Annotated in this window: 21 protein-coding genes, 1 pseudogene and 1 riboswitch; of the genes and pseudogenes, 6 read left to right on the top strand and 16 right to left on the bottom strand. The window is 60.4% G+C overall.

Going from position 1 to position 22,570, the window contains the following annotated elements; genetic code table 11:
• Nucleotides 1-82 precede the first annotated feature (82 nt).
• A complete protein-coding gene (locus ABVR31_RS13000; RefSeq protein ID WP_372773096.1) occupies nucleotides 83-1,690 on the top strand; it encodes an inorganic phosphate transporter in 1,608 nt (535 codons plus the stop codon).
• On the opposite strand, the gene ABVR31_RS13005 is transcribed toward ABVR31_RS13000, so the two are convergent.
• From ABVR31_RS13005 to ABVR31_RS13020, 4 genes are all read right to left on the bottom strand, one after another.
• The gene (locus ABVR31_RS13005; protein ID WP_021508482.1) at nucleotides 1,674-2,873 is read right to left on the bottom strand and encodes an MFS transporter; all 1,200 of its coding nucleotides are present in this window, start codon (nucleotides 2,871-2,873) and stop codon (nucleotides 1,674-1,676) included. The genes ABVR31_RS13000 and ABVR31_RS13005 overlap by 17 nt on opposite strands.
• Before the next feature lie 174 nt (nucleotides 2,874-3,047).
• Nucleotides 3,048-4,010 (bottom strand): tRNA dihydrouridine(16) synthase DusC, encoded by a 963-nt coding sequence (dusC, locus tag ABVR31_RS13010; protein WP_058775305.1) that lies wholly within the window; start codon nucleotides 4,008-4,010, stop codon nucleotides 3,048-3,050.
• Nucleotides 4,011-4,014: 4 nt separating this feature from the next.
• Nucleotides 4,015-5,421 carry an ATP-dependent RNA helicase RhlE gene (rhlE, locus tag ABVR31_RS13015; RefSeq protein ID WP_021508484.1) on the bottom strand — a complete coding sequence of 469 codons (1,407 nt, stop codon included), beginning with the start codon at nucleotides 5,419-5,421 and terminating at the stop codon, nucleotides 4,015-4,017.
• Between the two features lie 239 nt (nucleotides 5,422-5,660).
• Nucleotides 5,661-6,053: a YbhQ family protein gene (locus tag ABVR31_RS13020; protein ID WP_021508485.1), complete on the bottom strand. Its 393-nt coding sequence runs from the start codon at nucleotides 6,051-6,053 to the stop codon at nucleotides 5,661-5,663.
• A 176-nt stretch (nucleotides 6,054-6,229) separates the two neighbouring features.
• Between ABVR31_RS13020 and ABVR31_RS13025 the strand changes: the two genes are divergently transcribed.
• Genes ABVR31_RS13025 through ABVR31_RS13035 form a run of 3 tightly spaced genes read left to right on the top strand, consistent with a single transcriptional unit; the run spans nucleotide 6,230 to nucleotide 9,197 of the window.
• On the top strand, nucleotides 6,230-6,991 hold the full coding sequence (locus ABVR31_RS13025; RefSeq protein WP_021508486.1) for an endonuclease/exonuclease/phosphatase family protein: 762 nt from the start codon (nucleotides 6,230-6,232) through the stop codon (nucleotides 6,989-6,991).
• Nucleotides 6,988-8,232 (top strand): cardiolipin synthase ClsB, encoded by a 1,245-nt coding sequence (gene clsB / locus ABVR31_RS13030; protein ID WP_058757843.1) that lies wholly within the window; start codon nucleotides 6,988-6,990, stop codon nucleotides 8,230-8,232. Before ABVR31_RS13025 ends, clsB begins: the two co-directional genes overlap by 4 nt.
• Complete coding sequence (locus ABVR31_RS13035; RefSeq protein WP_058757844.1) at nucleotides 8,232-9,197, top strand: lysylphosphatidylglycerol synthase domain-containing protein; 966 nt, start codon at nucleotides 8,232-8,234, stop codon at nucleotides 9,195-9,197. Before clsB ends, ABVR31_RS13035 begins: the two co-directional genes overlap by 1 nt.
• A gap of 136 nt (nucleotides 9,198-9,333) precedes the next feature.
• Here the strand turns inward: ABVR31_RS13035 and ABVR31_RS13040 are convergent, their stop codons facing one another.
• The 7 genes from ABVR31_RS13040 to moaA form a co-directional block, all read right to left on the bottom strand.
• Entirely contained in the window at nucleotides 9,334-10,041 is a 708-nt protein-coding gene (locus ABVR31_RS13040; protein ID WP_021508489.1) for a Bax inhibitor-1/YccA family protein, read from the bottom strand.
• Nucleotides 10,042-10,098: 57 nt separating this feature from the next.
• Nucleotides 10,099-11,193 carry a DUF1615 domain-containing protein gene (locus ABVR31_RS13045; RefSeq protein WP_104187090.1) on the bottom strand — a complete coding sequence of 365 codons (1,095 nt, stop codon included), beginning with the start codon at nucleotides 11,191-11,193 and terminating at the stop codon, nucleotides 10,099-10,101.
• 82 nt (nucleotides 11,194-11,275) lie between these two features.
• Entirely contained in the window at nucleotides 11,276-11,728 is a 453-nt protein-coding gene (gene moaE / locus ABVR31_RS13050) for a molybdopterin synthase catalytic subunit MoaE (protein ID WP_372773101.1), read from the bottom strand.
• Between the two features lie 2 nt (nucleotides 11,729-11,730).
• Nucleotides 11,731-11,976: a molybdopterin synthase sulfur carrier subunit gene (moaD, locus tag ABVR31_RS13055; protein ID WP_021508492.1), complete on the bottom strand. Its 246-nt coding sequence runs from the start codon at nucleotides 11,974-11,976 to the stop codon at nucleotides 11,731-11,733.
• The gene (gene moaC / locus ABVR31_RS13060; protein ID WP_058757847.1) at nucleotides 11,969-12,454 is read right to left on the bottom strand and encodes a cyclic pyranopterin monophosphate synthase MoaC; all 486 of its coding nucleotides are present in this window, start codon (nucleotides 12,452-12,454) and stop codon (nucleotides 11,969-11,971) included. Before moaC ends, moaD begins: the two co-directional genes overlap by 8 nt.
• A 2-nt stretch (nucleotides 12,455-12,456) precedes the next feature.
• Nucleotides 12,457-12,972, bottom strand: coding sequence for a molybdenum cofactor biosynthesis protein B (gene moaB / locus ABVR31_RS13065; protein ID WP_021508494.1), 516 nt, complete (start codon nucleotides 12,970-12,972; stop codon nucleotides 12,457-12,459).
• 17 nt (nucleotides 12,973-12,989) lie between these two features.
• Nucleotides 12,990-13,976 carry a GTP 3',8-cyclase MoaA gene (gene moaA / locus ABVR31_RS13070; RefSeq protein ID WP_152391226.1) on the bottom strand — a complete coding sequence of 329 codons (987 nt, stop codon included), beginning with the start codon at nucleotides 13,974-13,976 and terminating at the stop codon, nucleotides 12,990-12,992.
• A riboswitch (molybdenum cofactor riboswitch) is annotated at nucleotides 13,965-14,101 on the bottom strand. (Overlaps the previous gene by 12 nt.)
• A gap of 194 nt (nucleotides 14,102-14,295) precedes the next feature.
• On the opposite strand from moaA, the gene yvcK reads away from it, so the two are divergent.
• Nucleotides 14,296-15,198, top strand: coding sequence for a uridine diphosphate-N-acetylglucosamine-binding protein YvcK (gene yvcK / locus ABVR31_RS13075; protein ID WP_021508496.1), 903 nt, complete (start codon nucleotides 14,296-14,298; stop codon nucleotides 15,196-15,198).
• 30 nt (nucleotides 15,199-15,228) lie between these two features.
• Here yvcK and uvrB read toward each other — a convergent pair whose 3' ends face one another.
• The gene (gene uvrB, locus ABVR31_RS13080; RefSeq protein WP_021508497.1) at nucleotides 15,229-17,250 is read right to left on the bottom strand and encodes an excinuclease ABC subunit UvrB; all 2,022 of its coding nucleotides are present in this window, start codon (nucleotides 17,248-17,250) and stop codon (nucleotides 15,229-15,231) included.
• 918 nt (nucleotides 17,251-18,168) lie between these two features.
• Between uvrB and ABVR31_RS13085 the strand changes: the two genes are divergently transcribed.
• On the top strand, nucleotides 18,169-18,885 hold the full coding sequence (locus ABVR31_RS13085) for an ABC transporter ATP-binding protein (protein ID WP_021508499.1): 717 nt from the start codon (nucleotides 18,169-18,171) through the stop codon (nucleotides 18,883-18,885).
• A 42-nt stretch (nucleotides 18,886-18,927) separates the two neighbouring features.
• On the opposite strand, the gene bioD is transcribed toward ABVR31_RS13085, so the two are convergent.
• From bioD to bioB, 4 genes and pseudogenes are all read right to left on the bottom strand, one after another.
• Nucleotides 18,928-19,599, bottom strand: coding sequence for a dethiobiotin synthase (gene bioD / locus ABVR31_RS13090; RefSeq protein ID WP_372773104.1), 672 nt, complete (start codon nucleotides 19,597-19,599; stop codon nucleotides 18,928-18,930).
• Nucleotides 19,596-20,352: pseudogene (gene bioC / locus ABVR31_RS13095) on the bottom strand (malonyl-ACP O-methyltransferase BioC). Before bioC ends, bioD begins: the two are co-directional and overlap by 4 nt.
• The gene (bioF, locus tag ABVR31_RS13100) at nucleotides 20,333-21,484 is read right to left on the bottom strand and encodes an 8-amino-7-oxononanoate synthase (protein WP_372773106.1); all 1,152 of its coding nucleotides are present in this window, start codon (nucleotides 21,482-21,484) and stop codon (nucleotides 20,333-20,335) included. Before bioF ends, bioC begins: the two are co-directional and overlap by 20 nt.
• Nucleotides 21,485-22,516 (bottom strand): biotin synthase BioB, encoded by a 1,032-nt coding sequence (gene bioB / locus ABVR31_RS13105; RefSeq protein WP_058757850.1) that lies wholly within the window; start codon nucleotides 22,514-22,516, stop codon nucleotides 21,485-21,487.
• Between the last annotated feature and the right edge of the window lie 54 nt (nucleotides 22,517-22,570).

Here is a 22,570-nt window from a genome sequence, read left to right on the forward strand (position 1 = left end):
TCATTCTGTCATACAAAACCCGTATCACACTGCAGTTAACGGGTGCCATTCGTGCATCATTAATTCACCCGGGGGGTGTGTTATGGCTGAAAACAGTTTCCCTGCATCATCGTCTAACCGCGGACGGCCCAATCTGCACCCGCGCAGCGGTCGCGCGTCGCGCATGCTCTTTCTGCTGCTGCTGGTGGCCGGGCTGCTCTTTACCGGCATCAACCTGTTTAACGACGTAGAAGAGACCGGCGCGGTCGTCACCAGCTATACGCCGTTCCTGCTGCTCGGCGTGGCGCTGCTGATTGCGCTCGGCTTCGAGTTTGTTAACGGCTTTCACGATACCGCCAACGCCGTCGCCACGGTGATCTACACCCACTCGCTGTCGCCGGGCGTGGCGGTGGTGTGGTCCGGCTTGTGTAATTTCCTTGGTGTACTGCTCTCCAGCGGCGTGGTGGCGTTTGGCATTATTTCGCTGCTGCCGGTGGAGCTGATTCTGCAGGCGGGCAGCGGTCACGGCTTTGCTATGGTGTACGCGCTGCTGTGCTCGGCGATTGTCTGGAACCTCGGCACCTGGTATTTCGGCCTACCCTCTTCCTCTTCGCACACGCTGATCGGCTCGATTATCGGCGTAGGCGTGGCGAATGCGCTGCTGCACGGCCGCAGCGGCACCAGCGGCGTCGACTGGGATCAGGCCATCAAGGTCGGTTACGCCCTGCTGCTGTCGCCTGTGATTGGCTTCATCTGCGCCGCCGTGCTGCTACTGGCCATGAAGGCATTGGTACGCAATCGCCAGCTGTATCAGGCGCCGGAAGGCAATCAGCCACCGCCAGCGTGGATTCGTGGCCTGCTGATCCTCACCTGTACCGGCGTCTCGTTTGCCCACGGCTCGAACGACGGTCAGAAAGGCATGGGGCTGATTATGCTGATCCTGGTTGGCACCATGCCGATCGCCTATGCACTCAACCGCTCGCTGCCGCCGGAACAAATTCCGCGCGTGGCGGCGTTAACCCATGTCACCGAACAGCAACTGCTGACGCTGCAGCCGCCGCCCGCCGCAATGCCAGCAGCGCGTGAGGTGCTGACGGAATATGTACGCACCAGCCAGAACCAGCCGCAGGTGCTGCCGGCGCTCGGCATGATGCTCGGCGATATCGGCGAACAGATTCGCCAGTACGGTTCGGTAGAAAATATCCCGGCGCAGGCGGTCACCAACACGCGCAACGATATGTATCTCGCCTCGGAAACCATCAAGCATCTGCAATCGGCCAACGTCGCGCTGCCGGAAGAGACGGCGCGCAACCTGACGGCGGTGAAGCACGAGCTGGACGCGGCTACGCGCTTTATCCCGATGTGGGTCAAAGTGGTGGTGGCGATTGCGCTGGGTCTCGGCACCATGGTCGGCTGGCGCCGGATTGTGGTTACGGTAGGTGAGCGTATCGGCAAAACCCATCTCACCTATGCGCAGGGTGCCAGTGCGGAGCTGGTGGCGATGGCTACTATCGGCGCGGCCGATGCCTTTGGTTTACCGGTGTCGACCACCCATGTGCTGTCGTCCGGCGTGGCCGGTACCATGGCGGCCAACCGATCCGGCCTGCAGCTCGCCACCCTGCGTAATCTGGCGCTGGCGTGGGTGCTGACGCTGCCGGTATCGGTGCTGCTGTCAGGGCTGCTGTATGCGCTGTTTATTCATCTGGCCTGATAGGCTCTGAAGACTGCTGGTGCAGGCGCAGCGTAATCAGGAACGCGCCCAGCACCATCAGTGCGGCCGCCAGATACACCGACTGCATGCCCCAGTGGCCGATTAACAGCCCCGCCACGGGTCCGGTCAACCCCAGCCCCAAATCGAGAAATGCCGAATAGGTACCGAGCGCCGATCCCTGATCCTGCTGCTGTACCCGCTTCACCGCTTCCACGCCTAGCGCCGGGAACACCAGCGAGAAACCGCCGCCGGTGAGGAAAGCGCCAATATCCACCAGCCAGCTGCTGTCCGCCTGCCAGATCAGCAGCAGACCGGCGCCCTCCAGCACGAAGGAGATTAGCGAGACCTGCAGCCCGCCGAAGCGCGTGATATAGCGTCCGCACGCCAGCCGCACCAGCACGAAGCCGAGGCTGAACAGCGTCAGCGCGAACGCCGCGCCGCTCCAGTCGCGGCTGGCGAAATAAAGGGTAATGAAGGTGGAGATCACGCCAAAGCCGATGGTGCCAAATCCCAGCGCCAGGCCAAACAGCCAGACGCGGCTGACCACGCGATGAAACGGAATGCGCACGCCGGCGCTGACGCTGACCGCCGGTTTGCCGGAGGCCATCCAGAAGCCGATCGCCCCCATCAGCGCGACCAGACCGGCAAAGCCGCTGATGCCAAAAATCTGGTTCAGCAGCACGCCCAGCGGCGCACCAATCGCCATGGCAAAGTAAGTCGCCACGCCGTTCCACGAAATGACCCGCGCGGTTTGCCGCGGGCCGACAATGTTCATGCCCCACAGCGTCGAGCCGGTACTGCTGAAACTTTCCCCGACGCCGAGAAACAGCCGCCCCAGCGCCAGCAGCGTCAGGCTCAGCAGCGGCGCACCGCTGCACAGCGCGGCAATGATCGACAGCACGCCGCTCATGCCGCAGCACACCAGCCCCATCATCACCACGCGTTTCGGGCCGTAGCGATCGGCCAGCCGGCCAGAGTGCGGTCGACTGAGCAGCGTAGCGAAATATTGCAGACTGATGATCAGCCCGGCGATAAACGAGCTGAAGCCCAGCTGGTTATGCACAAACCCCGGCAGCACCGCCAGCGGCAACCCGACGGACAGGTAGCAAAAGAAGGTGAAAACGATGACGGAGAGGATGCGTTTATTTAACTGAGCATTACTCAGTACAGCGGCGTCAGACATGGAAGATGGCGTCAGAAACGTGGTGAAAGCGAAGGTTCACTATACCGGTTAGCAGGCTAAGGATCGCGGCTTTTTTTGTTATAAAACATGGCGGCAGCGCACACTCTCGTGTGGTGATCGCTGGCTTGCCCGTTAACGCGGCGGACCTGACGGTTCAGGTACCACCGCTCAGGCTCAGATGCAGGACACCTGGGCCATGCGTGCGGCATGGCGTTCGATGGCGCTGGCGATCTCGGCGGAGACACGCAGCGTGCGGATCTCGCTGAACAGGCCGTCGGCCTCTTGGTAGGCTTTGCGCAGATAGCCCAGCCACTGCTTGATGCGCGCAACGTGGTAGTTGCCGGTATCACCCTGCTTTTCCAGTTGGGTGTAGCGCAGCAGCAGCTCAACCACCTGCGACCACGGCATCGGGGCTTCGTTGTATTTCACCACGCGCCCCAGGTTAGGCACATTGAGCGCGCCGCGCCCGAGCATGACCGCGTCGCAGCCGGTAATGCGCAGGCAATCCTGCGCATCCTGCCAGTTCCAGATTTCGCCGTTGGCGATCACCGGGATCGTCAGACGCTGGCGAATCTCACCAATCGCCTGCCAGTTGATGCTCTCTGCACGATAGCCGTCCTCTTTGGTCCGGCCATGCACCACCAGCTCGCTGGCACCGGCCTGCTGCACCGCATCGGCGATCTCGAAACGCCGCGCGCCTGAATCCCAGCCGAGCCGCACTTTCACCGTGACCGGCAGATGAGCGGGCACCGCCTCGCGCATCGCTCTGGCACCGCGATAGATCAGCTCCGGATCTTTCAGCAGCGTCGCACCGCCGCCGCTGCCGTTCACCAGCTTCGACGGGCAGCCGCAGTTGAGGTCAACGCCCCACGAACCCAGCTCCACCGCGCGTGCGGCGTTTTCTGCCAGCCACTCAGGATACTGGCCCAGCAGCTGCATGCGCACGCGCGTACCGGAGGGCGTCCGGCTGTGATGGTGTAGTTCCGGACACAAACGATAGAAGGATTTTACCGGCAGCAGCTGATCGACCACGCGTAAAAACTCAGTGACGCACAGGTCATAGTCATTCACGCCGGAGAGCAGTTCACGTACCAGCGAATCCAGTACGCCTTCCATGGGCGCCAGTAAAACCCGCATACCGTTACGCGTTCCCGTTGCTCTTGGCTGCCGGACGACGTGAACGCGCCGGTTTACCCGCGTTGCCTGCCGCCGGGCCGTTGTTGCCCGGACGACGCGGTGCACGCGCCTCGCCCTGTGGACGCGCGCCGCCGTTACCGGCGCTGGCACGCTGACCATTGCCGCCGCTGCGGCTGCGCGGTGCGTCAGCACCCTGCCCCGGCGCGCGGCCCTGGCCACGTCCACGCGGCTGCTGCTGACGGCCATTCTGAATCGGCTCCGCCTTGATGCTCGGATCCGGCTCAAAGCCCGGCAGCGCAATGCGCGGAATTTCCCGCTTCAGCAGGCGCTCGATATCACGCAGCAGCTTGTGCTCGTCAACGCACACCAGCGACAGCGCAGCACCGGTGGCCGCGGCACGACCGGTACGGCCGATGCGGTGCACGTAATCTTCCGCCACGTTCGGCAGCTCGTAGTTGACCACGTGCGGCAGCTCTTCGATATCCAGGCCGCGCGCGGCAATATCCGTCGCCACCAGCACGCGAATGCCGCCGGTTTTGAAGTCGGCCAGCGCACGGGTACGCGCGCCCTGGCTCTTGTTGCCGTGGATCGCGGCGGCAGTGATGCCATCTTTGTTGAGCTGCTCAGCGAGGTGGTTAGCACCGTGCTTGGTGCGGGTGAACACCAGCACCTGCTGCCAGTTGTCGCGACCAATCATCAGCGACAGCAGTTCCCGTTTGCGCTTCTTATCGACAAAATGCACCTGCTGCGACACCTGCTCGGAAGCGGTGTTGCGGCGTGCCACTTCCACCTGTTCCGGGTTGGTGAGCAGTTTTTCCGCCAGCGCTTTGATCTCGTCCGAGAAGGTGGCAGAGAACAGCAGGTTCTGCCGTTTGGCCGGCAGTTTTGCCAGCACGCGGCGAATGTCGTGGATAAAGCCCATGTCGAGCATACGATCCGCTTCGTCCAGCACCAGGATTTCCACCTGCGACAGATCGACCGCGTTCTGGTGCGCCAGATCGAGCAGACGCCCCGGCGTGGCGATCAGTACATCAACGCCGCCGCGCAGTTTCATCATCTGCGGATTAATGCTGACGCCGCCGAACACCACCAGCGAACGCATGTTGAGGTACTGGCTGTATTCACGTACGTTTTCACCAACCTGCGCCGCCAGTTCACGGGTTGGCGTGAGGATCAGCGCACGTACCGGACGGCGACCGCGCGCCGCTGCCGGTTTTTCTGACAGACGCTGCAGCAGCGGCAGCGTGAAACCGGCGGTTTTACCCGTGCCGGTCTGGGCGCTCGCCAGCAGGTCACGACCGGCCAGCACCACGGGAATCGCCTGACGCTGGATTGGCGTCGGTTCACGGTAGCCCTGTTCTGCTACCGCACGCAAAATATCGGCATTCAAGCCGAGAGAGTCAAAAGACATGCAGGTGTATTACTCCGAACCGCCCTGATCGCGCTGCGCGATGTAGTTTTCAGGGGGGATATGACGCAGCCTCAAGGCCTGCGTGTGAAAAGGGCACAAACTACCATGCGTAAGAGCGGCAGTGTAGCAGCTTTCCGAAAGAACCGCGACCAGCAAAACGTGAGGGTGATGGGCCGCTGCGCGGTAGCGCATAAAAAAGGAGCCGCAGTGGGCTCCTCTTTTCTTGCTGGCACGTCCGCTTAGCTGCGTTTTTTCTGCACGCGCTGCGGTGGCTCTTTGGCCAGCAGCGACACCAGCGCCGGGCCCACCAGCATTACCACGCCCAGACAACCAATCAGCAGATTGTTGTGGATGAAGCGTGAAATCAGGAACAGCGTCAGCATCGCCGCGCCGAAGTAGTATGTCGTCGTCACTTCTTCCAGAGAGTCACCAAAGCGGCGCAAACGGGCACTACGCTGCAGGGCCAGCATGGTGATGAACACCAGCGCATAAGCTGCCACCAGGGTACTGCTCACTTCGACCAGTGCCTTATGTTTCCAGCCCCACACCAGCGCCGCGATCACCAGCAGGTGGGTCGCAATATGCAGGCAGGTTTGACCGGTAACAATCTGAACACGATTAGACCATTTCATTCTCTTCTCCTGGCAGACCCAACAGGTCGCCCAAGTGTATCTGACCGCAGCCAGACGGATTTCCTCAATGTAAAGCAAATTTCGGATAACACCCTAATTTTCTGTCTCCAGCACCACCCATTTGTGACAAAGACTACACTTTGTTCTGTTGATGATGAAAAGGAGCGCGTCGCAGTATGCCACAAAACACGCAAGGATCTTCATTTAAAGTCCTGACGATCAATACCCATAAGGGGTTCACCAGCTTTAACCGTCGCTTTATCCTGCCGGAACTGCGCGACGCAGTGCGCGCGACCTCGGCGGATATCGTCTTTTTACAGGAGGTGATGGGCACGCACGCCATCCACTCCGCACACATTGAAAACTGGCCGGAAAATTCGCACTACGAATACCTTGCCGACACCATGTGGCACGATTTCGCTTACGGCCGCAACGCGGTCTATCCCGAAGGCCATCACGGCAACGCGATACTGTCACGCTTTCCGATCACCGAATACCAAAACCGCGATATTTCTGTCGCCGGCAGTGAGAAACGCGGCATGTTGCACTGCCAGATTAGCCTGCCGGATCGGCCGGAACCGATTCACACGTTGTGCGTGCACCTCGGCCTGAAAGAGAAGCACCGTCTGGCGCAGATGCGCATGATGTGTGAACTGATTGAGTCGCTGCCACCAGATGCGCCCCTGGTGGTGGCCGGCGATTTTAATGACTGGCAGGTACGCGCTAATCGATTTTTACAGCGCGGAGCCGGTCTGCAGGAGGTGTTTAGCATGAAAAACGGTCGCCCGGCGCGCACCTTCCCGGCGCGCTTTCCGCTGCTGCGTCTCGATCGCATCTATATCCGTAATGCGTCGGTGAGCCAGCCGTGGGCGCTGCCGGTGAAACCCTGGTCACATCTGTCCGATCATGCCCCGCTGGCCGTGGAGATCTTTCTATGAATTTCAGCTGGCGCGAAGGTAACCAGCTGCGACTGCTGGAAAATGGCGATCAATTCTTTCCGCGCGTCTCCGGCGCGATTCAGCGCGCTCAGCGTACGCTGCTGCTGGAGACGTTTATCCTGTTTGAAGATGAGGTTGGTAAGGCGCTGCACCGCGATCTGCTGGCCGCCGCGCAGCGCGGTGTTAAGGTGGAAGTGATGGTGGATGGCTACGGCTCGCCGGATCTTTCCACCCAGTACATCAACAGCCTGACCGAAGCAGGCGTGCGCTTTATCTATTACGATCCGCGCCCGCTGGTGATGGGCATGCGCACCAACGTGTTCCGCCGTCTGCATCGCAAAATTGTGGTGATTGATGAGGAGATTGCGTTTGTTGGCGGTATCAATTTCTCCGCCGAGCACAACACCGATTACGGGCCGGAAGCCAAGCAGGATTACGCCGTGGAGGTGAAAGGACCGGTGGTGCTGGATATCGCGCGCTATGTGCAGCAGGCGATCGGCAGCGAACAGGTAACGCGCCGCTGGTGGGGCGCGCGCTCCCAGCGCCTGGCGGTGAACGCCCTGCCCGGTGATGCGCAGGTGCTGTTTGTCTACCGCGATAACGATGAGCACCGCGACGACATTGAACAGCACTATCTCGATATGCTGCGCAAGGCGAAGCAGGATGTGATTATCGCCAACGCCTACTTCTTCCCCGGCTATCGCCTGCTGCGGGAAATGCGCAGCGCGGCTCAGCGCGGTGTACGCGTGCGGCTGATTGTACAGGGTGAACCGGACATGCCGATTGTCAAAGTCGGCGCTGAGCTGCTGTACAATTATCTGGTGGATGCTGGCGTTGAAGTGTACGAATACTGCCGCCGCCCGCTGCATGGCAAAGTGGCGGTACAGGATCAGCAATGGTCAACGGTGGGTTCCAGCAACCTCGACCCGCTCAGCCTGTCGCTGAATCTCGAAGCCAACCTGATCATCCACGACCACGCCTTCAACCAGACGCTGCGCGATAACCTTGAGCAGCTGCTGGCTGCGGACTGCGTGCGCGTCGATGAAGACAAGCTGCCGCCGCGCACCTGGTGGCAGCTGACCAAAAGCGTCATCGTGTTCCATTTCCTGCGCCATTTCCCGGCCATCGCCGGCTGGCTGCCTGCCCATACGCCCCATTTGTCTCAGGTCGATCCGCCGGTGCAGCCGGAAATGGAAACCCAGGACCGGGTTGAAGCCGATAACGAAGGAGCGAAACCCTGATGAGCAAAAAAAACCCGCGCTGGCAGTTAGCGAAAAAAATCCTTACCTGGCTGTTCTTCATTGCGGTGATCGTGCTGCTGGTGGTTTACGCACGCAAGGTGAACTGGGAGGACGTGTACAAGGTCATCGTCGGCTATAACCGCTACGTGGTGCTGAGCGCCGCCGCGTTAGTGGTGGTGAGCTACCTCACCTACGGTCTGTACGATTTGATTGGCCGCGCCTACTGCGGGCATAAGCTGGCGAAACGTCAGGTGATGCTGGTGTCATTCATCTGTTACGCCTTTAACCTGACACTGAGCACCTGGGTGGGCGGTGTGGCGATGCGCTATCGCCTCTATTCGCGCCTCGGCCTGCCCGGCGGCACTATCACGCGCATCTTTTCACTGAGTATTGCCACCAACTGGCTCGGCTACATTTTGCTTGGCGGCGTGGTGTTTGTCTCCGGCATGGTGCCGATTCCGCCCGGCTGGTTCATCGGCGAAGGCACGCTACGGGTGATTGGTGCGGTCCTGCTGGCGATGGTGGCGGTTTATCTGTGGGCCTGTGCTTTCGCGAAGAAGCGCCGCTGGACGGTGAAGGGCCAGCATCTGCAACTGCCCTCGCTGCGCATGGCGCTGTTTCAGTTTGCCGTTTCCTGCGCCAACTGGATGGTGATGGGCACCATTATCTGGCTGCTGCTGGCGCGTGAAGTGGATTATCCCATCGTGCTGGGGGTGCTGTTAATCAGCAGTATTGCCGGGGTGATTATTCATATTCCGGCGGGCATTGGCGTGCTGGAAGCGGTGTTCCTCGCGCTGCTCAGCGGCCAGCATGCTTCGCACGGTGAGATTATCGCCGCGCTGCTGGCTTATCGCGTGCTCTATTTTATTCTGCCGCTGCTGCTGGCACTGGTGCTGTATCTGTGGCTGGAGAGCCGCGCGAAGCATTTACGGCAGAAGAATGAGCGCAAGATGGCGGCGCGATAAGGCGTGCCAGGCGCAGGCTGGAGAACGCGTAATACATTGCGCCGCTACGGACAAGGTGAAACGGGCTGATAAGTACAGACCGTTCACCTGGCCGTAGCGGCGCGATTATTTTCACAGCCTTAATGGCTGGTTACTCTTAGCGACGGTTACCGAAAATCCGCAGCAGCATCAGGAACAGGTTGATGAAGTCGAGATACAGCGTCAGCGCGCCCATGATGGAGAAGCGGCGCAGATTCTCTTTATCGTTAACATCAATGCCCTCACCGATGGCTTTCAGCTTCTGCGTGTCGTAAGCCGTCAGGCCCACAAACACCACCACGCCGATATAGGTAATCGCCCACATCAGCGCCGGGCTTTTCAGCCAGAAGTTCACCAGCGACGCCAGCAGAATGCCGATCAGCGCCATAAACAGCAGGCTGCCGAAGCGGCTCAGGTCGCGTTTGGTGGTGTAGCCGTAAAAGCTCATGGCACCAAACATGCCCGCGGTAACGAAGAAGGTACTGGCGATCGACGAGTAGGTATAAACAAGGAAAATACTCGCCATTGTCAGCCCGGTCAGCGCGGAATAGAGCATAAACAGCCCGGTCGCCACGGCGCCGCTCATGCGCTGCACCATGCCGGAAAGCACGAATACCAGCGCCAGCTGCGCGATAATCAGGCCGAAGAAGGTGATGCGATTGGCAAACACCAGTTCCATGACGGCAGGCGTGCGCGCGGCAAACCACGACACAAACGCCGTCAGCAGTAAGCCGCAGGTCATCCAGCCATACACCTGCGCCATATAGGTTTGCAGCCCGGTCGAAGCCTGCTGCACGATTGAACCATTACGTGGATATCGATCCATGATGCACCTCTTTAAAAGTTACTGATAACGTCAGTGTGAAGTGTACACCACGGATCGTCAACGGCGCGTCATACACTGCTGATATCGCCCGTCAACCCGCTGGGCAAACCACGCGGTGGTGAGATTACGGGTAATTTTCGGGCTCTCCAGCTTAATGCCCGGCAGCACTTCGCGCGGCAGACGTTTTCCCGCCATCTTATCGGCGAGGATAAAGGTCTGTTTCCACAGCGTGCTGTCGCTGAAGCTTTCGCTATCGCCCTTCTCCAGATCGCGGCGAATTTCCCGCGGGCTCATGTCCAGCTGCTTCGCCAGCGTGCGCACCGCCAGTTCGGTGGCGCTCGCCTGTTCGCTGCCGTAGCGGATCAGGTCGCCGTCCAGCGCCAGTTTGATGCCGCTGGCACGCGCCACCGCAGCCTGGAACGCGGCGTTGCGGCTGGCGTACCAGCCGGCGTTGAAGTCAGCAAAGCGATACAGCGGCTGGCTGTAATCCACCGGATAACCCAGCAGGTGCAGCGTGCCGAAGTAGATACCGCCGCGCCGGCTAAACACTTCGCGCCGGATCGAACCGTCAATCGGGTACGGATAGCCCTGCGCATGCGCTTCGGCAAAGGCAATGCTGACCTGCATCGGCCCGCCGGTGTGGATTGGGTTGAGATTACCGAACAGCTTCTGCCCCATCGGCACCATATCGATAAAGTCATCGAAAATGGCGCTCAGCTCTTTCTCGCTGTGCACCTTATCGAGACGCGCCGCGTAGCTCTCGCCATTGGAGGATTTGATCAGTAACGCGGTGCGCACCAGAAACGCCGGCACGTGCACGCTGGCGGCGCGGCGGTCAATTTCCGCCCAGGCGATTTTTGGCAGACCCGGCACGGTGGCATCGGCGCTGAAGTTAGATTCCTGATCGGTCACGGCGATCACCGCGCAAATGTTGCTGGCACTGGCGTCGATGTGCTGCACGCGCAGCGCGGTATAAATGTCGTCGGCCCAGGCCGATTTTTGCGTCACATGGGCGGGCAGCAATTGCTGAATTTGCGCTTTCACGTCAGCGGGCTGGCGGGCCGGCAGCTGCGGCTCCTTTTTGGTGCTGCATCCGGCCAGCACCAGCGCAGCCAGCAGCGCTGCGCCTCGTAATATCGTGGTGGTGTTCATCCTGCTCCCTGATAAGCCAGCAAAAACCGTACCTTACCGTTTTCGTGGTCTGGCGGCTATCAGCGCGGGCGGATTTTGCGCGCTAGTTCCAGCGTTCGGCGGCCTGATGGTCGCTGTCGCGGGCATCGACCCAGCGATCGCCCTGCGCGGTGGCTTCGCGCTTCCAGAACGGCGCGCGGGTTTTCAGGTAATCCATAATAAATTCACTGGCGGCAAAGGCGCTACCGCGATGGGCGCTGCTGACGCCAACAAACACGATCTCATCACCAGGGAACAGTTCGCCTACGCGATGAATCACCGTCACCTGCTGCAGCGCCCAGCGCTGATGCGCATCTGCCACTATTTCCGCCAGCGCTTTTTCCGTCATGCCCGGATAATGCTCCAGCGTCAGCGCGGCCACGCTGTCGCCGAGATTGTGGTTGCGGACTTTGCCGGTGAAAGTGACGACCGCGCCGTCGCTGTCATGCGCTGCCAGCAGCGCGTACTCGTCGCCAACGTTAAACGGCGCGCTGCCGACGCGAATTCGGGTTGTCATGCTCAGCCTCCGGTAACCGGCGGGAAGAACGCCACTTCATCGCCGGCGCGCAGCGGATGGTTCATCGGCACCAGCGTCTGATTCACCGCCGCCAGCAGCTTGCCGGACTCCAGCGCCAGCGCCCAGCGATCGCTTTTTTGCGCCAGCGCAGCGCGCAGCGTGGCGACGTCAGCATACTCTGCCGCCAGATCCAGCGCGGCGGTGCCGGTCAGTTCGCGCACCTGAGCAAAAAACAGCACCTTAATCATGGCGCACCGCCTGGAAATCACCGGATTTACCGCCGCTTTTGCTCAGCAGCCGCAGCTGGTCGATGACGATATCTTTCTGCACCGCTTTGCACATGTCGTAGATGGTCAGCGCCGCGACCGAGGCGGCGGTCAGCGCTTCCATTTCCACGCCGGTTTTGCCGCTCAGGCGACAGCGCGAGGTAATGCGTACGCGGCTGTGCTCCGGCTCAGCCACCAGCGTTACCTCGACTTTGCTCAGCATCAGCGGATGGCACAGCGGAATCAGTTCCCAGGTGCGCTTCGCCGCCTGAATACCGGCAATGCGTGCGGTGGCGAAAACATCGCCTTTGTCATGACTGCCGTCGAGGATCATTTGCAGCGTGGCCGGTTGCATCAGCACCAGCGCTTCCGCCTGCGCTTCTCGTACGGTGTCAGTTTTGCCGGAGACGTCCACCATGTGGGCTTCGCCGGCCGCGTTGATATGGGTTAACGAGGACATGCTTATAACTTCTTCAAATGTGAGACAAAATTACACGGACGCGTACGCGCATCCAGCTGGGCTTCAATGATCCGCTCCCATGCACTGCGGCAGGCACCGGTTGAGCCCGGCACGGCAAACAGCAGCGTCTGGTTGGCCAGACCGGCCACCGCGCGTGATTGCAGCGTCGCGCTGCCGATCTCCTCGTAAGAGATCATGCGAAACAGTTCGCCAAAGCCGTCAATTTCACGATCCAGCAGCGGCAGCAGCGCTTCCGGCGTGCTGTTTTTACTGTTAAAGCCGGTACCGCCGTTAATCAGCACCACCTGCACATCTTCACTGGCGATCCAGCGCGACAGCGTGGCGCGGATGCGATAACGGTTGTCCGGGACGATGGCATGATCGACCACCTGATGCCCGGCTTCGGTCAGCGCCTCACGCAGATAGTCGCCGGAGCTGTCACTGCTGGCGTCGCGGCTGTCAGAGACGGTCATCACCGCCGCATTTAAGGCGACAAAATCGCCGGAAGGTTTACCCATGGCCGTAACTCCTGTGTTTAGCCACCAATGAAGGAGAGGTTCTGCGTGATGCCGGTATGGCCCTGATGCAGGAAATGCGTCTGCTTCTTCTGCCCGAGGCTGTGAGCGATGCGCGCCTGTAGCTCGGCCTGCTGATCGTCGGAGGCCAGCAGATCGCGCAGCGGCACGCCGCCGTCGCCAAACAGGCACAGATGCAGGTTACCGATCGCCGATACGCGCAGGCGATTACAGCTGGCGCAGAAATCTTTTTCATACGGCATGATCAGGCCGACTTCACCCTGATAATCGGGATGGCGGAACACCTGGGCCGGACCATCGCTGCGCCCGCGCGGCTGGCGCTGCCAGCCCTGCATGATCAGCTGATCGCGGATCACCTCGCCGGACACATGATGACGGCGGAACAGATCGCCGCCCTCGCCGGTTTCCATCAACTCGATAAAGCGCAGCTGAATCGGCCGGGTGCGGATCCACGCCAGAAAGGTCTCCAGGCTGTGGCTGTTGACGTCGCGCATCAGCACGCTGTTGACTTTGACGGTGCTGAAACCGGCATCAAAGGCCGCATCAATCCCCGCCATGACTTCGTGAAACTTGTTCTGCCCGGTAATGGCGTGAAACTGCCGTGCGTCGAGGCTGTCGACGCTGACATTGATATGGGTGAGGCCTGCCGCACGCCAGGCGCCGACGTCGCGCGCCATGCGGTAGCCATTGGTGGTCATGGCGATCTGGCGGATTGCCGCGTTGTCGCGCACGGCGGCAATGATATCGGTGAAGTCGCGCCGCATCGAGGGTTCGCCGCCGGTCAGGCGCACTTTTTCGGTGCCCGCCGCCGCAAAGGCACGCGTCACGCGACGAATCTCATCCAGCGAGAGAAAACTTTTGTTGTGCACGCCGTTCGGCCGGTAGCCGTCGGGCAGGCAGTAGGTACAACGGAAGTTACACACATCCGTGACCGACAGGCGCAGATAATAAAAGCTGCGCGCATAGGCATCTGTAAATTGTGGCACCTGAACACCTTTCCAAAGTACGGGAGATGCAGTCATTTCTTTCTGCACCCTGGCAGCTCGCGGCTGCGGCCAGGCATCCATATCACACGACTTAGGAACGCAAGGCTTGGGAGTCTGTTGTCATTGTGGACAACACGGTTAAAGCAAATGGTAGCGCGATTTGACGCTCGCATCCATCGGCATTTATCGCTATATATATTGGTACATAACGTTATTTCACCGCATTTTCGCGACAGGATACGGTAAAATGCGCGACAGATATTGATACACATCAGTTGAACGCCGTCTGCACCTCACGTGCGGCGTTTTAAGGAGCAGCATGAATCGTACCCTGGCAGATTTGGATCGCGTGGTGGCACTCGGCGGCGGCCACGGCCTTGGCCGCGTGATGTCGGCGCTGGCGCCGCTGGGCTCACGCCTGACCGGCATCGTCACCACCACCGACAACGGCGGATCCACCGGCCGCATACGCCGTTCAGAAGGCGGCATTGCCTGGGGCGACATGCGCAACTGCATTAATCAGCTGATCACCGAACCCAGCGTGGCCTCTGCCATGTTCGAGTATCGCTTTACCGGCAACGGCGAACTGGCCGGGCATAATCTGGGCAATCTGATCCTGAAAGCGCTCGATCACCTCAGCGTGCGTCCGCTGGAAGCCATCAATATTATCCGCAACCTGCTGAAGGTGGATGCGTTTCTGATTCCGATGTCGGAGCAGCCGGTGGACCTGGTCGCGCAGGATAGCGAAGGCAATATGGTGTACGGTGAAACGGCGATTGACGAAATGAAGCAGGCGCCGGAAGAGCTGATGCTGCACCCTAATGTGGTGCCGACACGCGAAGCGCTGGACGCCGTCGCCGAGGCCGATTTGATCCTGATTGGTCCCGGCAGCTTTTACACCAGCCTGATGCCGATTCTGCTGATGGAGGAGATGGCACGCGCGCTGCGCCGGACGCCTGCCACCATGGTGTTCATCGGAAATCTCGGGCGTGAACTGAGTCCAGCGGCGGCCAGCCTGACGGTCGCCGACAAGCTGGCGATGATGGAAAAAGCTATTGGCAAACGGGTGATTGACGCTGTAGTGGTCGGCCCGTCAGCAGACACGCGCGGCGTCACTGAGCGGTTGATCGTGCGCGAACCGCTGGAAGCCGCCGATATCCGCTATCGTCACGACCGCCAGCTGCTGCGCCGCGCGCTGGAACATGCCATTCAGGCGGTTTAGCCGGCGCGCAACGCGACCGCCGGTTTCACATTAAGAGGCGGCGATAAACAGTTCACGCAGCTCGTGCAGCTGGTCGCGCACCCGCGCGGCCTCTTCGAACTCCAGGTTCTGCGCGTGCTGCTGCATCTGCCCTTCCAGCTCGTGGATCTTCTTCTGCATGGCCTGTGGCGTGAGCGCCAGATAGCTGGCCTCAGCCTCGGCGGCAGTGCGTGAAGCCGTTTTACCTTTGCCGCGCGTTTTCACCACGTTTTTGCCCAGCTCAAGAATATCGGTGATTTTCTTGTTCAGGCCCTGCGGCACAATGCCCCGCTCTTCGTTATAACGCTGCTGCTTCTCGCGGCGGCGCTCGGTCTCTTCCATCGCCCGCGCCATCGACGGCGTGATCTTATCTGCGTAGAGAATCGCTCTGCCGTTGACGTTACGCGCCGCGCGTCCGATGGTCTGAATCAGTGAGCGCTCGGAGCGCAGGAAGCCCTCTTTATCGGCGTCCAGAATCGCCACCAGTGACACTTCCGGCATATCCAGCCCTTCGCGCAGCAGGTTGATCCCCACCAGCACGTCAAACTCCCCGAGACGCAGATCGCGAATGATCTCCATACGCTCAACGGTATCAATGTCGGAGTGCAGATAGCGCACCTTCTCGCCGTGCTCTTCAAGATACTCGGTGAGGTCTTCGGCCATGCGCTTGGTCAGCGTAGTGACCAGCACGCGCTCGTTGATTTCGACGCGCTTGCGGATCTCCGACAGCAGATCGTCGACCTGGGTCGCCACCGGTCGCACCTCAAGGATCGGATCGAGCAGACCGGTAGGCCGCACCACCTGATCGATGACGTCGCCGCCCGATTTCTCCAGCTCGTAGTTACCTGGCGTGGCCGAGACGTAAATGGTCTGCGGTGCCAGCGCTTCAAACTCTTCAAAGCGCAGCGGACGGTTGTCCAGCGCCGACGGCAGGCGGAAACCATACTCCACCAGCGTCTCTTTACGCGCGCGGTCACCGCGATACATGCCGCCAATCTGTGGAATAGTCACGTGGGATTCATCGACCACCAGCAGGCCATCCGCCGGCAGGTAATCAAACAGCGTCGGCGGCGGCTCACCCGGTCCGCGTCCGGAGAGATAGCGCGAATAGTTTTCAATGCCCGAGCAGTAGCCGAGTTCGTTCATCATTTCGAGGTCAAACTGGGTGCGCTGGGTGATGCGCTGCTCTTCCAGCAGTTTGTTGTTCTCCAGCAGCACTTTGCGCCGCACCGCCAGCTCATCCTTAATCTCTTCCATCGCCTGCAGAATACGCTCGCGCGGCGTGACGTAGTGCGTTTTCGGGTAGATGGTGAAACGCGGAATCACCGAGATCACCTGGCCGGTCAGCGGGTCGAACAGCGACAGGCGCTCAACCTCTTCATCAAACAGTTCAACGCGCAGACCAATGTCATCGGATTCCGCCGGGAAGATATCGATCACTTCGCCGCGCACGCGGAAGGTGCCGCGCTGGAAAACCTGATCGTTGCGGGTGTACTGCAGTTCTGCGAGGCGGCGCAGGATGCTGCGCTGGTCGATGATCATGCCGCGCGTCAGATGCAGCATCATTTTCAGGTAGAGATCGGGATCGCCCAGGCCGTAGATGGCAGAAACCGACGCCACCACAATCACGTCGCGGCGCTCCAGCATCGCTTTAGTGGCAGAGAGACGCATCTGCTCGATGTGCTCGTTTACCGCTGCATCTTTCTCGATGAAGGTATCCGAACTGGGCACGTAGGCTTCCGGCTGATAGTAGTCGTAGTAGGAGACGAAGAACTCGACGGCATTATCCGGAAAGAACTCTTTCATCTCGCCATACAGCTGTGCCGCCAGCGTTTTATTCGGTGCCATTACCATGGTCGGCCGGTTGAGATCGGCAATGACGTTGGCGATAGTAAAGGTTTTTCCTGAACCGGTAACCCCCAGCAGCGTCTGGTGCGCCAGTCCATCCTCCAGCCCTTCTTCAAGGCGACGAATCGCCTCAGGCTGATCGCCTGAAGGTTTGAAAGCGGAGTTGAGTTTAAAGGCTTTACTCATGGTATTACGGTTCCTGCTGAAGAAGTCGGCGGGCAGGCTGGTAATTCTACTCTGCTATGGCGATTTTGCCAGAAAAAAATACTGGATATAATTACAGATATGCTGCACGATGATGGGGAGATGCCGCGATTCGCTTCAGCGTAATTTATGCGGTAATCCGGAAGCGTTTGTTGCGCAAGGTTATCCCCAGACGAGCAACGCTTTTAACAATTGTCAATAGAGCGTCATTAAATTGCAGTCTGATGACAAGCCAGACAATTCTCAGGCTTGCTTTTAAATAACCTGCTGATTTAAAAGAGATTGGCTCAAAAGCCCAGTTTCGCAGCATTATGTATGCAACCCGCGTATTTCCTCGCTTGCGCCCGGTTTTCAGTCGCTAATGCACAAGGTTATCCACAGGAATAGTGGATAACTGAATCCAGCCCCACGTCCATCGGCTGTGTATAATTTTCCCCTCGCTTATCCTGCCGTGCGAAAAAATTTTTTTTGCGATTATTTTTCCATCATCCCGTGCGGCTTTAACTATTCTTTTGGCGTACCCCATCGTGCCGTAACGGGAAAAAGCCCAGCGTTAAGGCCACTTATTTCTTCAGTCCCTGCCTTATGACAGCACAGATGCACCAGAAACGTTAAGCAGTCAGCACCGTCAAAGTGCAGGCGAGTTATTACTGTGGGCAATTGTTAAGCTTTTCTCATCAATTATGGCGAGTTTCGCTGCCTTTTTCCCCGGTTGAGGCTGCTTTGGCGGATCTGGCCTGGGAATTGCAGTGAATTAAGGGTGGAGTGACGAGTCCATGCCGGCAGGATGAACAAGCGCCGCCGGCGACAGCAGTGTCCCAATAGCCATTGTGCATGACTGTATGCCAGACGACACAGAGCGGGAGCATTCAGGCGAATAATCTGGAAGGAGAATGTCAGATGCTGAGTTTACGTTCGGTGAATCAATTTTACGGTCAGAACCATATTTTATGGGATGTGGATCTCGATCTGCCGCCAGGCACCTGCACCGGCGTGCTGGGCAGCCCGGGGATGGGCAAAACCACGCTGGTGAACTGTATTATGGGTCGCCTGCCCATTAATAGTGGATCGATGACCTGGCAGGAAGACGGCGCGCCGCCGGAAAACCTGCTGCTGCAGCCTGCTGAGCAACGCGCGCGCATGGGCATCGGCTACGTACCACAGGGACGCCACATCTTTTCCCAGATGAGCGTGGAAGATAACCTGCTGATTGCGCTGATGGCGGCACAGGACGATCGCAGCCGCGCCATTCCCGAGATGGTGTTTGATCTGTTTCCGGCGCTCTACTCGCTGCGTCATCAGCGCAGCGGCGAACTGCCGATGGATCAGCAGCAGCAGCTGGCCCTGGCGCGCGCGCTGGTGCTGCAGCCGAAACTATTGATCCTCGATGAACCCACCGAAGGCATGTCGCCGTGGCTGGAGGAGGAGATGGGGAATCTGATTCGCCGCCTGAACCGCGACTATGGCCTGACGATTCTGCTGCTCGAACAGCATGTGTCGTTCATTCGCCGCGTGGCGGACTATTTTCTGCTGCTGCATCGTGGCCGCAACGTGGCGCAGGGCAGCGTGGCACAACTGGATGATGTCACGGTGAGTAAGTGGTTAACGGCCACCTAGCGTCGGTAGCGTGCGGCGCAGAGTGCTGCGCCGCCGCGCCATTTACTGTGGCAGGGTAAGGTAACGGCCACAGTCGGCCTGCTGCGCCGCGCTGCTCAGCCACGGAATCTCACCGAGGAACGGGGCCGCAATGCGCTGTTGCAGCGTCGCCAGATATTCCGCATGTCGCTTACCCGGCGGCTGGATGTCATTGGCAATCCAGCCGGCGAGGCGCAACCCCCGCGCCTTCACCGCTTCCGCCGTCAGCATGGCGTGGTTGATGCAGCCGAGCTTCACGCCGACCACCAGAATCACTGGCAGCTGCTCGGCGGCGACCCAGTCGGCATAAGTTTGCGTCGCGGACAGCGGCGTGAACCAGCCGCCCGCGCCTTCCACCAGCACCCATTCAGCCTGCTGTTCCAGCGCGCGTAAGCCAGCGGAGAGCTGCGCAAATTCAATCGGTCTGGCCTCTTCCGCGCTGACGATATGCGGCGACGTCGGTTCGATGAACGCCAGCGGGTTCACCTGCTCATAGCTCAGCGTCAGGCTGCTGTAGCGCTGCAGCGCCAGCGCGTCGCTGTTGCGCACGCCGTCGGGCGTGACCTCGCAGCCGGAAGCCACCGGTTTGTAGCCGGCAGTGCGTAATCCCGCAGCGCTGGCCGCCTGCAACAGGGCGCCGCTGGCGACCGTTTTGCCCACTTCGGTGTCAGTTCCGGTAATAAACCAGCGTGTCATTTTTGTAAAACTCCATACATCAGGTGATAACTGAGACGATAGCCGTGCGCATCCTGCGGCCAGTGCTGCTCCAGCTGCGCCAGCTGCGGGCGCGTCAGCAGGGCCGCGTGTCGCCCATCGTGCAGGTGCGTTGCGCCGATGCCTTTCAGCGAGCGCATGGCGCTGAGCGCGCTGGGGAAGTGCAGCGTGACGATCTGCGTCTGGCTGCGCAGCGGCAGGCCCGCGGTCGCCAGGGCAAAGGCATCGCCGCTGAGGAAGCGATTGGCGTGACGCCGACCATCGATCTGCGCCCACGCCTGGTGCACCTCCTGCAGCGAGCCGTCGAGCAGCGTCGAGAATCAGCACGCTGCCGCCCGGGCGCGTCACGCGCAGAAATTGCAGCAGCGCGGTGCGCAGATCGCTGCTCCACTGCACCGCCAGGTTGCTCCAGACGCCGTTGACGCTGTTATCCGCCAGCGGTAACTGGTCGATATCGCCCTGTAAATAGTCGTGCGCCGAGTGCTGTTCGCGTGCCGCCTGCAGCATCGCCGGTGACAGATCCAGCGCGCAGACCTTGCGACCGCGATCGCGCCAGTAGCGGCTGAACCAGCCGGTGCCGCAGCCGGCATCCAGCAGCTGCGGGCCAAATCCGGCCGGCGCCAGCGCCAGCAGCGCCTCGCCGCTCTGGCGCTGCAGCTGAGCATGCTGTTCGTAATGCGCGGCCGCCCGGCCAAACGCCTGCGCCACCGCCTGTTTATTCACCTGCAGCGTCATACAGTGCCTCCAGCAACGCGTCGATATCTTCGGGATGATGCGCCGCGGTGAGCGTAATACGCAGCCGCGCGGTACCCGGCGGCACCGTTGGTGGCCGGATCGCGCTCACCCAGCAACCGGCCTGCGCCAGCCGCTGTGACAGCGCCAGCGCGGTACGGTTTTCGCCAACGATCAGCGGCTGGATGGCGCTGTCAGAAGCCATCAGCTGCCACGGCAACTGCGCCGCGCCCGCGCGAAAGCGGGCAATATTTTGCTGCAACCGCGCGCGCAGCGCGTCGCCCTGCTGGATTTGCTGCAGCGCCGCCAGCAGCGCACAGCACTGCGCCGGCGGCATGGCGGTGGAATAGATTAAATGGCGGGAGAATTGCTCGACGTAATCTGCGGTGGCGTCATCACACAGCAGCGCGGCGCCGCTGACGCCAAAGCCTTTACCAAAGGTCACCACCAGCAATTCCGGTTTCACCTGCTGCTGCCAGCAGCTGCCGCGCCCCTGCTCACCGGTGACGCCAATGCCGTGCGCGTCGTCCACCAGCAGCCAGCCGCCCGCGCGCCGGGTTTCGGCGGCAAGTTCAGCCAGCGGCGCACTGTCGCCATCCATGCTGAATACGCCCTCGGTCACCACCAGCGTGCCGCCTTCCGCGCGCGTCGCCAGCAGCTTCGCCAGGCTGGCCGGCTGGTTGTGGGCAAAACGGCGCAGCGTTGCCGGACTGTGGCGGGCGGCATCCAGCAGCGAGGCGTGCGTTAGTTTGTCAGCGATAATGCGATCCGACTTTTGCGCCAGCAGATGGATCACTGCCTGGTTGGCGGCAAAGCCGGAGATAAACAGCAGCGCGCGCGGGTAGCCGAGCCAGGACGCCAGCTGCTGCTCCAGCTGCGCATGATGACGGCTGTAACCGGTGACGTGGCCGGAAGCCCCGGCACCGACGCCCGCCTCGCGCACGCCCTGCTGCCAGGCAGCCATCACCGCCGGATGCTGGCTCAGGCCGAGGTAATCATTACTGGAGAAGTGGCGATAGCGCTGCCCGTCGAGGGTAATTTCACGCACGCTGTTGTGCTCAATGCGCCGCCGCTGCCGCCAGCCGTCGGCGGCACGCTGCGCCGTCAGCGCCTGCGCAATACGTTCAGACCACATTTACACGGCCGCGTTATAGAACTGCGCGCTGTCGGCGTGCAGCAACTGCTCGCTGAGCTGATGCTGCTGTTCGTTATCGCCTGCCGTCGTGGCGGTGTGCTCCGGATTCAGGCCCAGCTTGCGGAACAGGATCAGATCTTTGTCCTCTTCCGGGTTCGGCGTGGTCAGCAGCTTGCAGCCGTAGAAAATCGAGTTGGCTCCCGCCATGAAGCACATCGCCTGGGTCTGTTCGCTCATCTGCTCGCGACCGGCCGACAGGCGCACGTGCGAGGTTGGCATCATGATGCGCGCCACGGCAATGGTGCGGATAAAGTCGAACGGCTCGACGTCATCGTTATCCGCCAGCGGCGTGCCTTTGACTTTCACCAGCATGTTAATCGGCACGCTCTCCGGCGGCGTGGGCAGGTTGGCCAGCTGCACCAGCAATCCGGCGCGGTCGTTGACCGTTTCGCCCAGCCCGACAATGCCGCCTGAACACACTTTGATGCCGGCGTTGCGCACTTTATCCAGCGTATCAAGACGCTCCTGATAGGTACGGGTGGTGATGATGCTGCCGTAAAACTCCGGCGAGGTGTCGAGGTTATGATTGTAAAAATCGAGCCCGGCGCTGGCCAGCCGCTGCGCCTGATCGTGGTCGAGCGTTCCCAGCGTCATGCAGGTTTCCATGCCCATGGCTTTCACGCCCTGCACCATCTGCTCCAGGTACGGCATGTCGCGCTCGTGCGGGTTTTTCCATGCCGCGCCCATGCAGAAGCGGCTGGAGCCGGCTGCTTTGGCCTTGCGCGCCGATTCCAGCACCGCTTCCACCTCCATCAGGCGCTCGGTTTCCAGCCCGGTTTTGTAACGCGCACTCTGCGGACAGTATTTACAGTCTTCCGGACAGGCGCCGGTTTTGATCGACAGCAGCGTGCTGACCTGCACCTGACGCGGGTCGAAGTGCTGGCGGTGCACCTGCTGTGCTTCAAACATCAGCTCGAGAAAAGGTTTATCAAATAGCGCCTGAGCCTGAGCCAGTGTCCAGCGATTAGCCATTGCTTACTCCAAAAAAGGGGGTTCATCCTGACGATTAACGTGGTTATACTTGTA

It is taken from the genome of Pantoea sp. WEP (genome assembly GCF_041678305.1).
In the GTDB taxonomy this organism is placed as follows: domain Bacteria; phylum Pseudomonadota; class Gammaproteobacteria; order Enterobacterales; family Enterobacteriaceae; genus Pantoea; species Pantoea dispersa.

Coding starts and splice junctions, on each gene's coding strand:
- ABVR31_RS13000 (WP_372773096.1), top strand. CDS start 83: ATGGCTGAAAACAGTTTCCCTGCATCATCGTCTAACCGCGGACGGCCC.
- ABVR31_RS13040 (WP_021508489.1), bottom strand. CDS start 10,041: ATGGATCGATATCCACGTAATGGTTCAATCGTGCAGCAGGCTTCGACC.
- moaC (WP_058757847.1), bottom strand. CDS start 12,454: ATGTCCTCGTTAACCCATATCAACGCGGCCGGCGAAGCCCACATGGTG.
- ABVR31_RS13085 (WP_021508499.1), top strand. CDS start 18,169: ATGCTGAGTTTACGTTCGGTGAATCAATTTTACGGTCAGAACCATATT.
- bioF (WP_372773106.1), bottom strand. CDS start 21,484: ATGTGGTCTGAACGTATTGCGCAGGCGCTGACGGCGCAGCGTGCCGCC.
- rhlE (WP_021508484.1), bottom strand. CDS start 5,421: ATGTCTTTTGACTCTCTCGGCTTGAATGCCGATATTTTGCGTGCGGTA.
- ABVR31_RS13035 (WP_058757844.1), top strand. CDS start 8,232: ATGAGCAAAAAAAACCCGCGCTGGCAGTTAGCGAAAAAAATCCTTACC.
- uvrB (WP_021508497.1), bottom strand. CDS start 17,250: ATGAGTAAAGCCTTTAAACTCAACTCCGCTTTCAAACCTTCAGGCGAT.
- moaB (WP_021508494.1), bottom strand. CDS start 12,972: ATGGGTAAACCTTCCGGCGATTTTGTCGCCTTAAATGCGGCGGTGATG.
- moaD (WP_021508492.1), bottom strand. CDS start 11,976: ATGATTAAGGTGCTGTTTTTTGCTCAGGTGCGCGAACTGACCGGCACC.
- ABVR31_RS13005 (WP_021508482.1), bottom strand. CDS start 2,873: ATGTCTGACGCCGCTGTACTGAGTAATGCTCAGTTAAATAAACGCATC.
- ABVR31_RS13020 (WP_021508485.1), bottom strand. CDS start 6,053: ATGAAATGGTCTAATCGTGTTCAGATTGTTACCGGTCAAACCTGCCTG.
- ABVR31_RS13025 (WP_021508486.1), top strand. CDS start 6,230: ATGCCACAAAACACGCAAGGATCTTCATTTAAAGTCCTGACGATCAAT.
- bioD (WP_372773104.1), bottom strand. CDS start 19,599: ATGACACGCTGGTTTATTACCGGAACTGACACCGAAGTGGGCAAAACG.
- moaE (WP_372773101.1), bottom strand. CDS start 11,728: ATGACAACCCGAATTCGCGTCGGCAGCGCGCCGTTTAACGTTGGCGAC.
- dusC (WP_058775305.1), bottom strand. CDS start 4,010: ATGCGGGTTTTACTGGCGCCCATGGAAGGCGTACTGGATTCGCTGGTA.
- clsB (WP_058757843.1), top strand. CDS start 6,988: ATGAATTTCAGCTGGCGCGAAGGTAACCAGCTGCGACTGCTGGAAAAT.
- ABVR31_RS13045 (WP_104187090.1), bottom strand. CDS start 11,193: ATGAACACCACCACGATATTACGAGGCGCAGCGCTGCTGGCTGCGCTG.
- bioB (WP_058757850.1), bottom strand. CDS start 22,516: ATGGCTAATCGCTGGACACTGGCTCAGGCTCAGGCGCTATTTGATAAA.
- yvcK (WP_021508496.1), top strand. CDS start 14,296: ATGAATCGTACCCTGGCAGATTTGGATCGCGTGGTGGCACTCGGCGGC.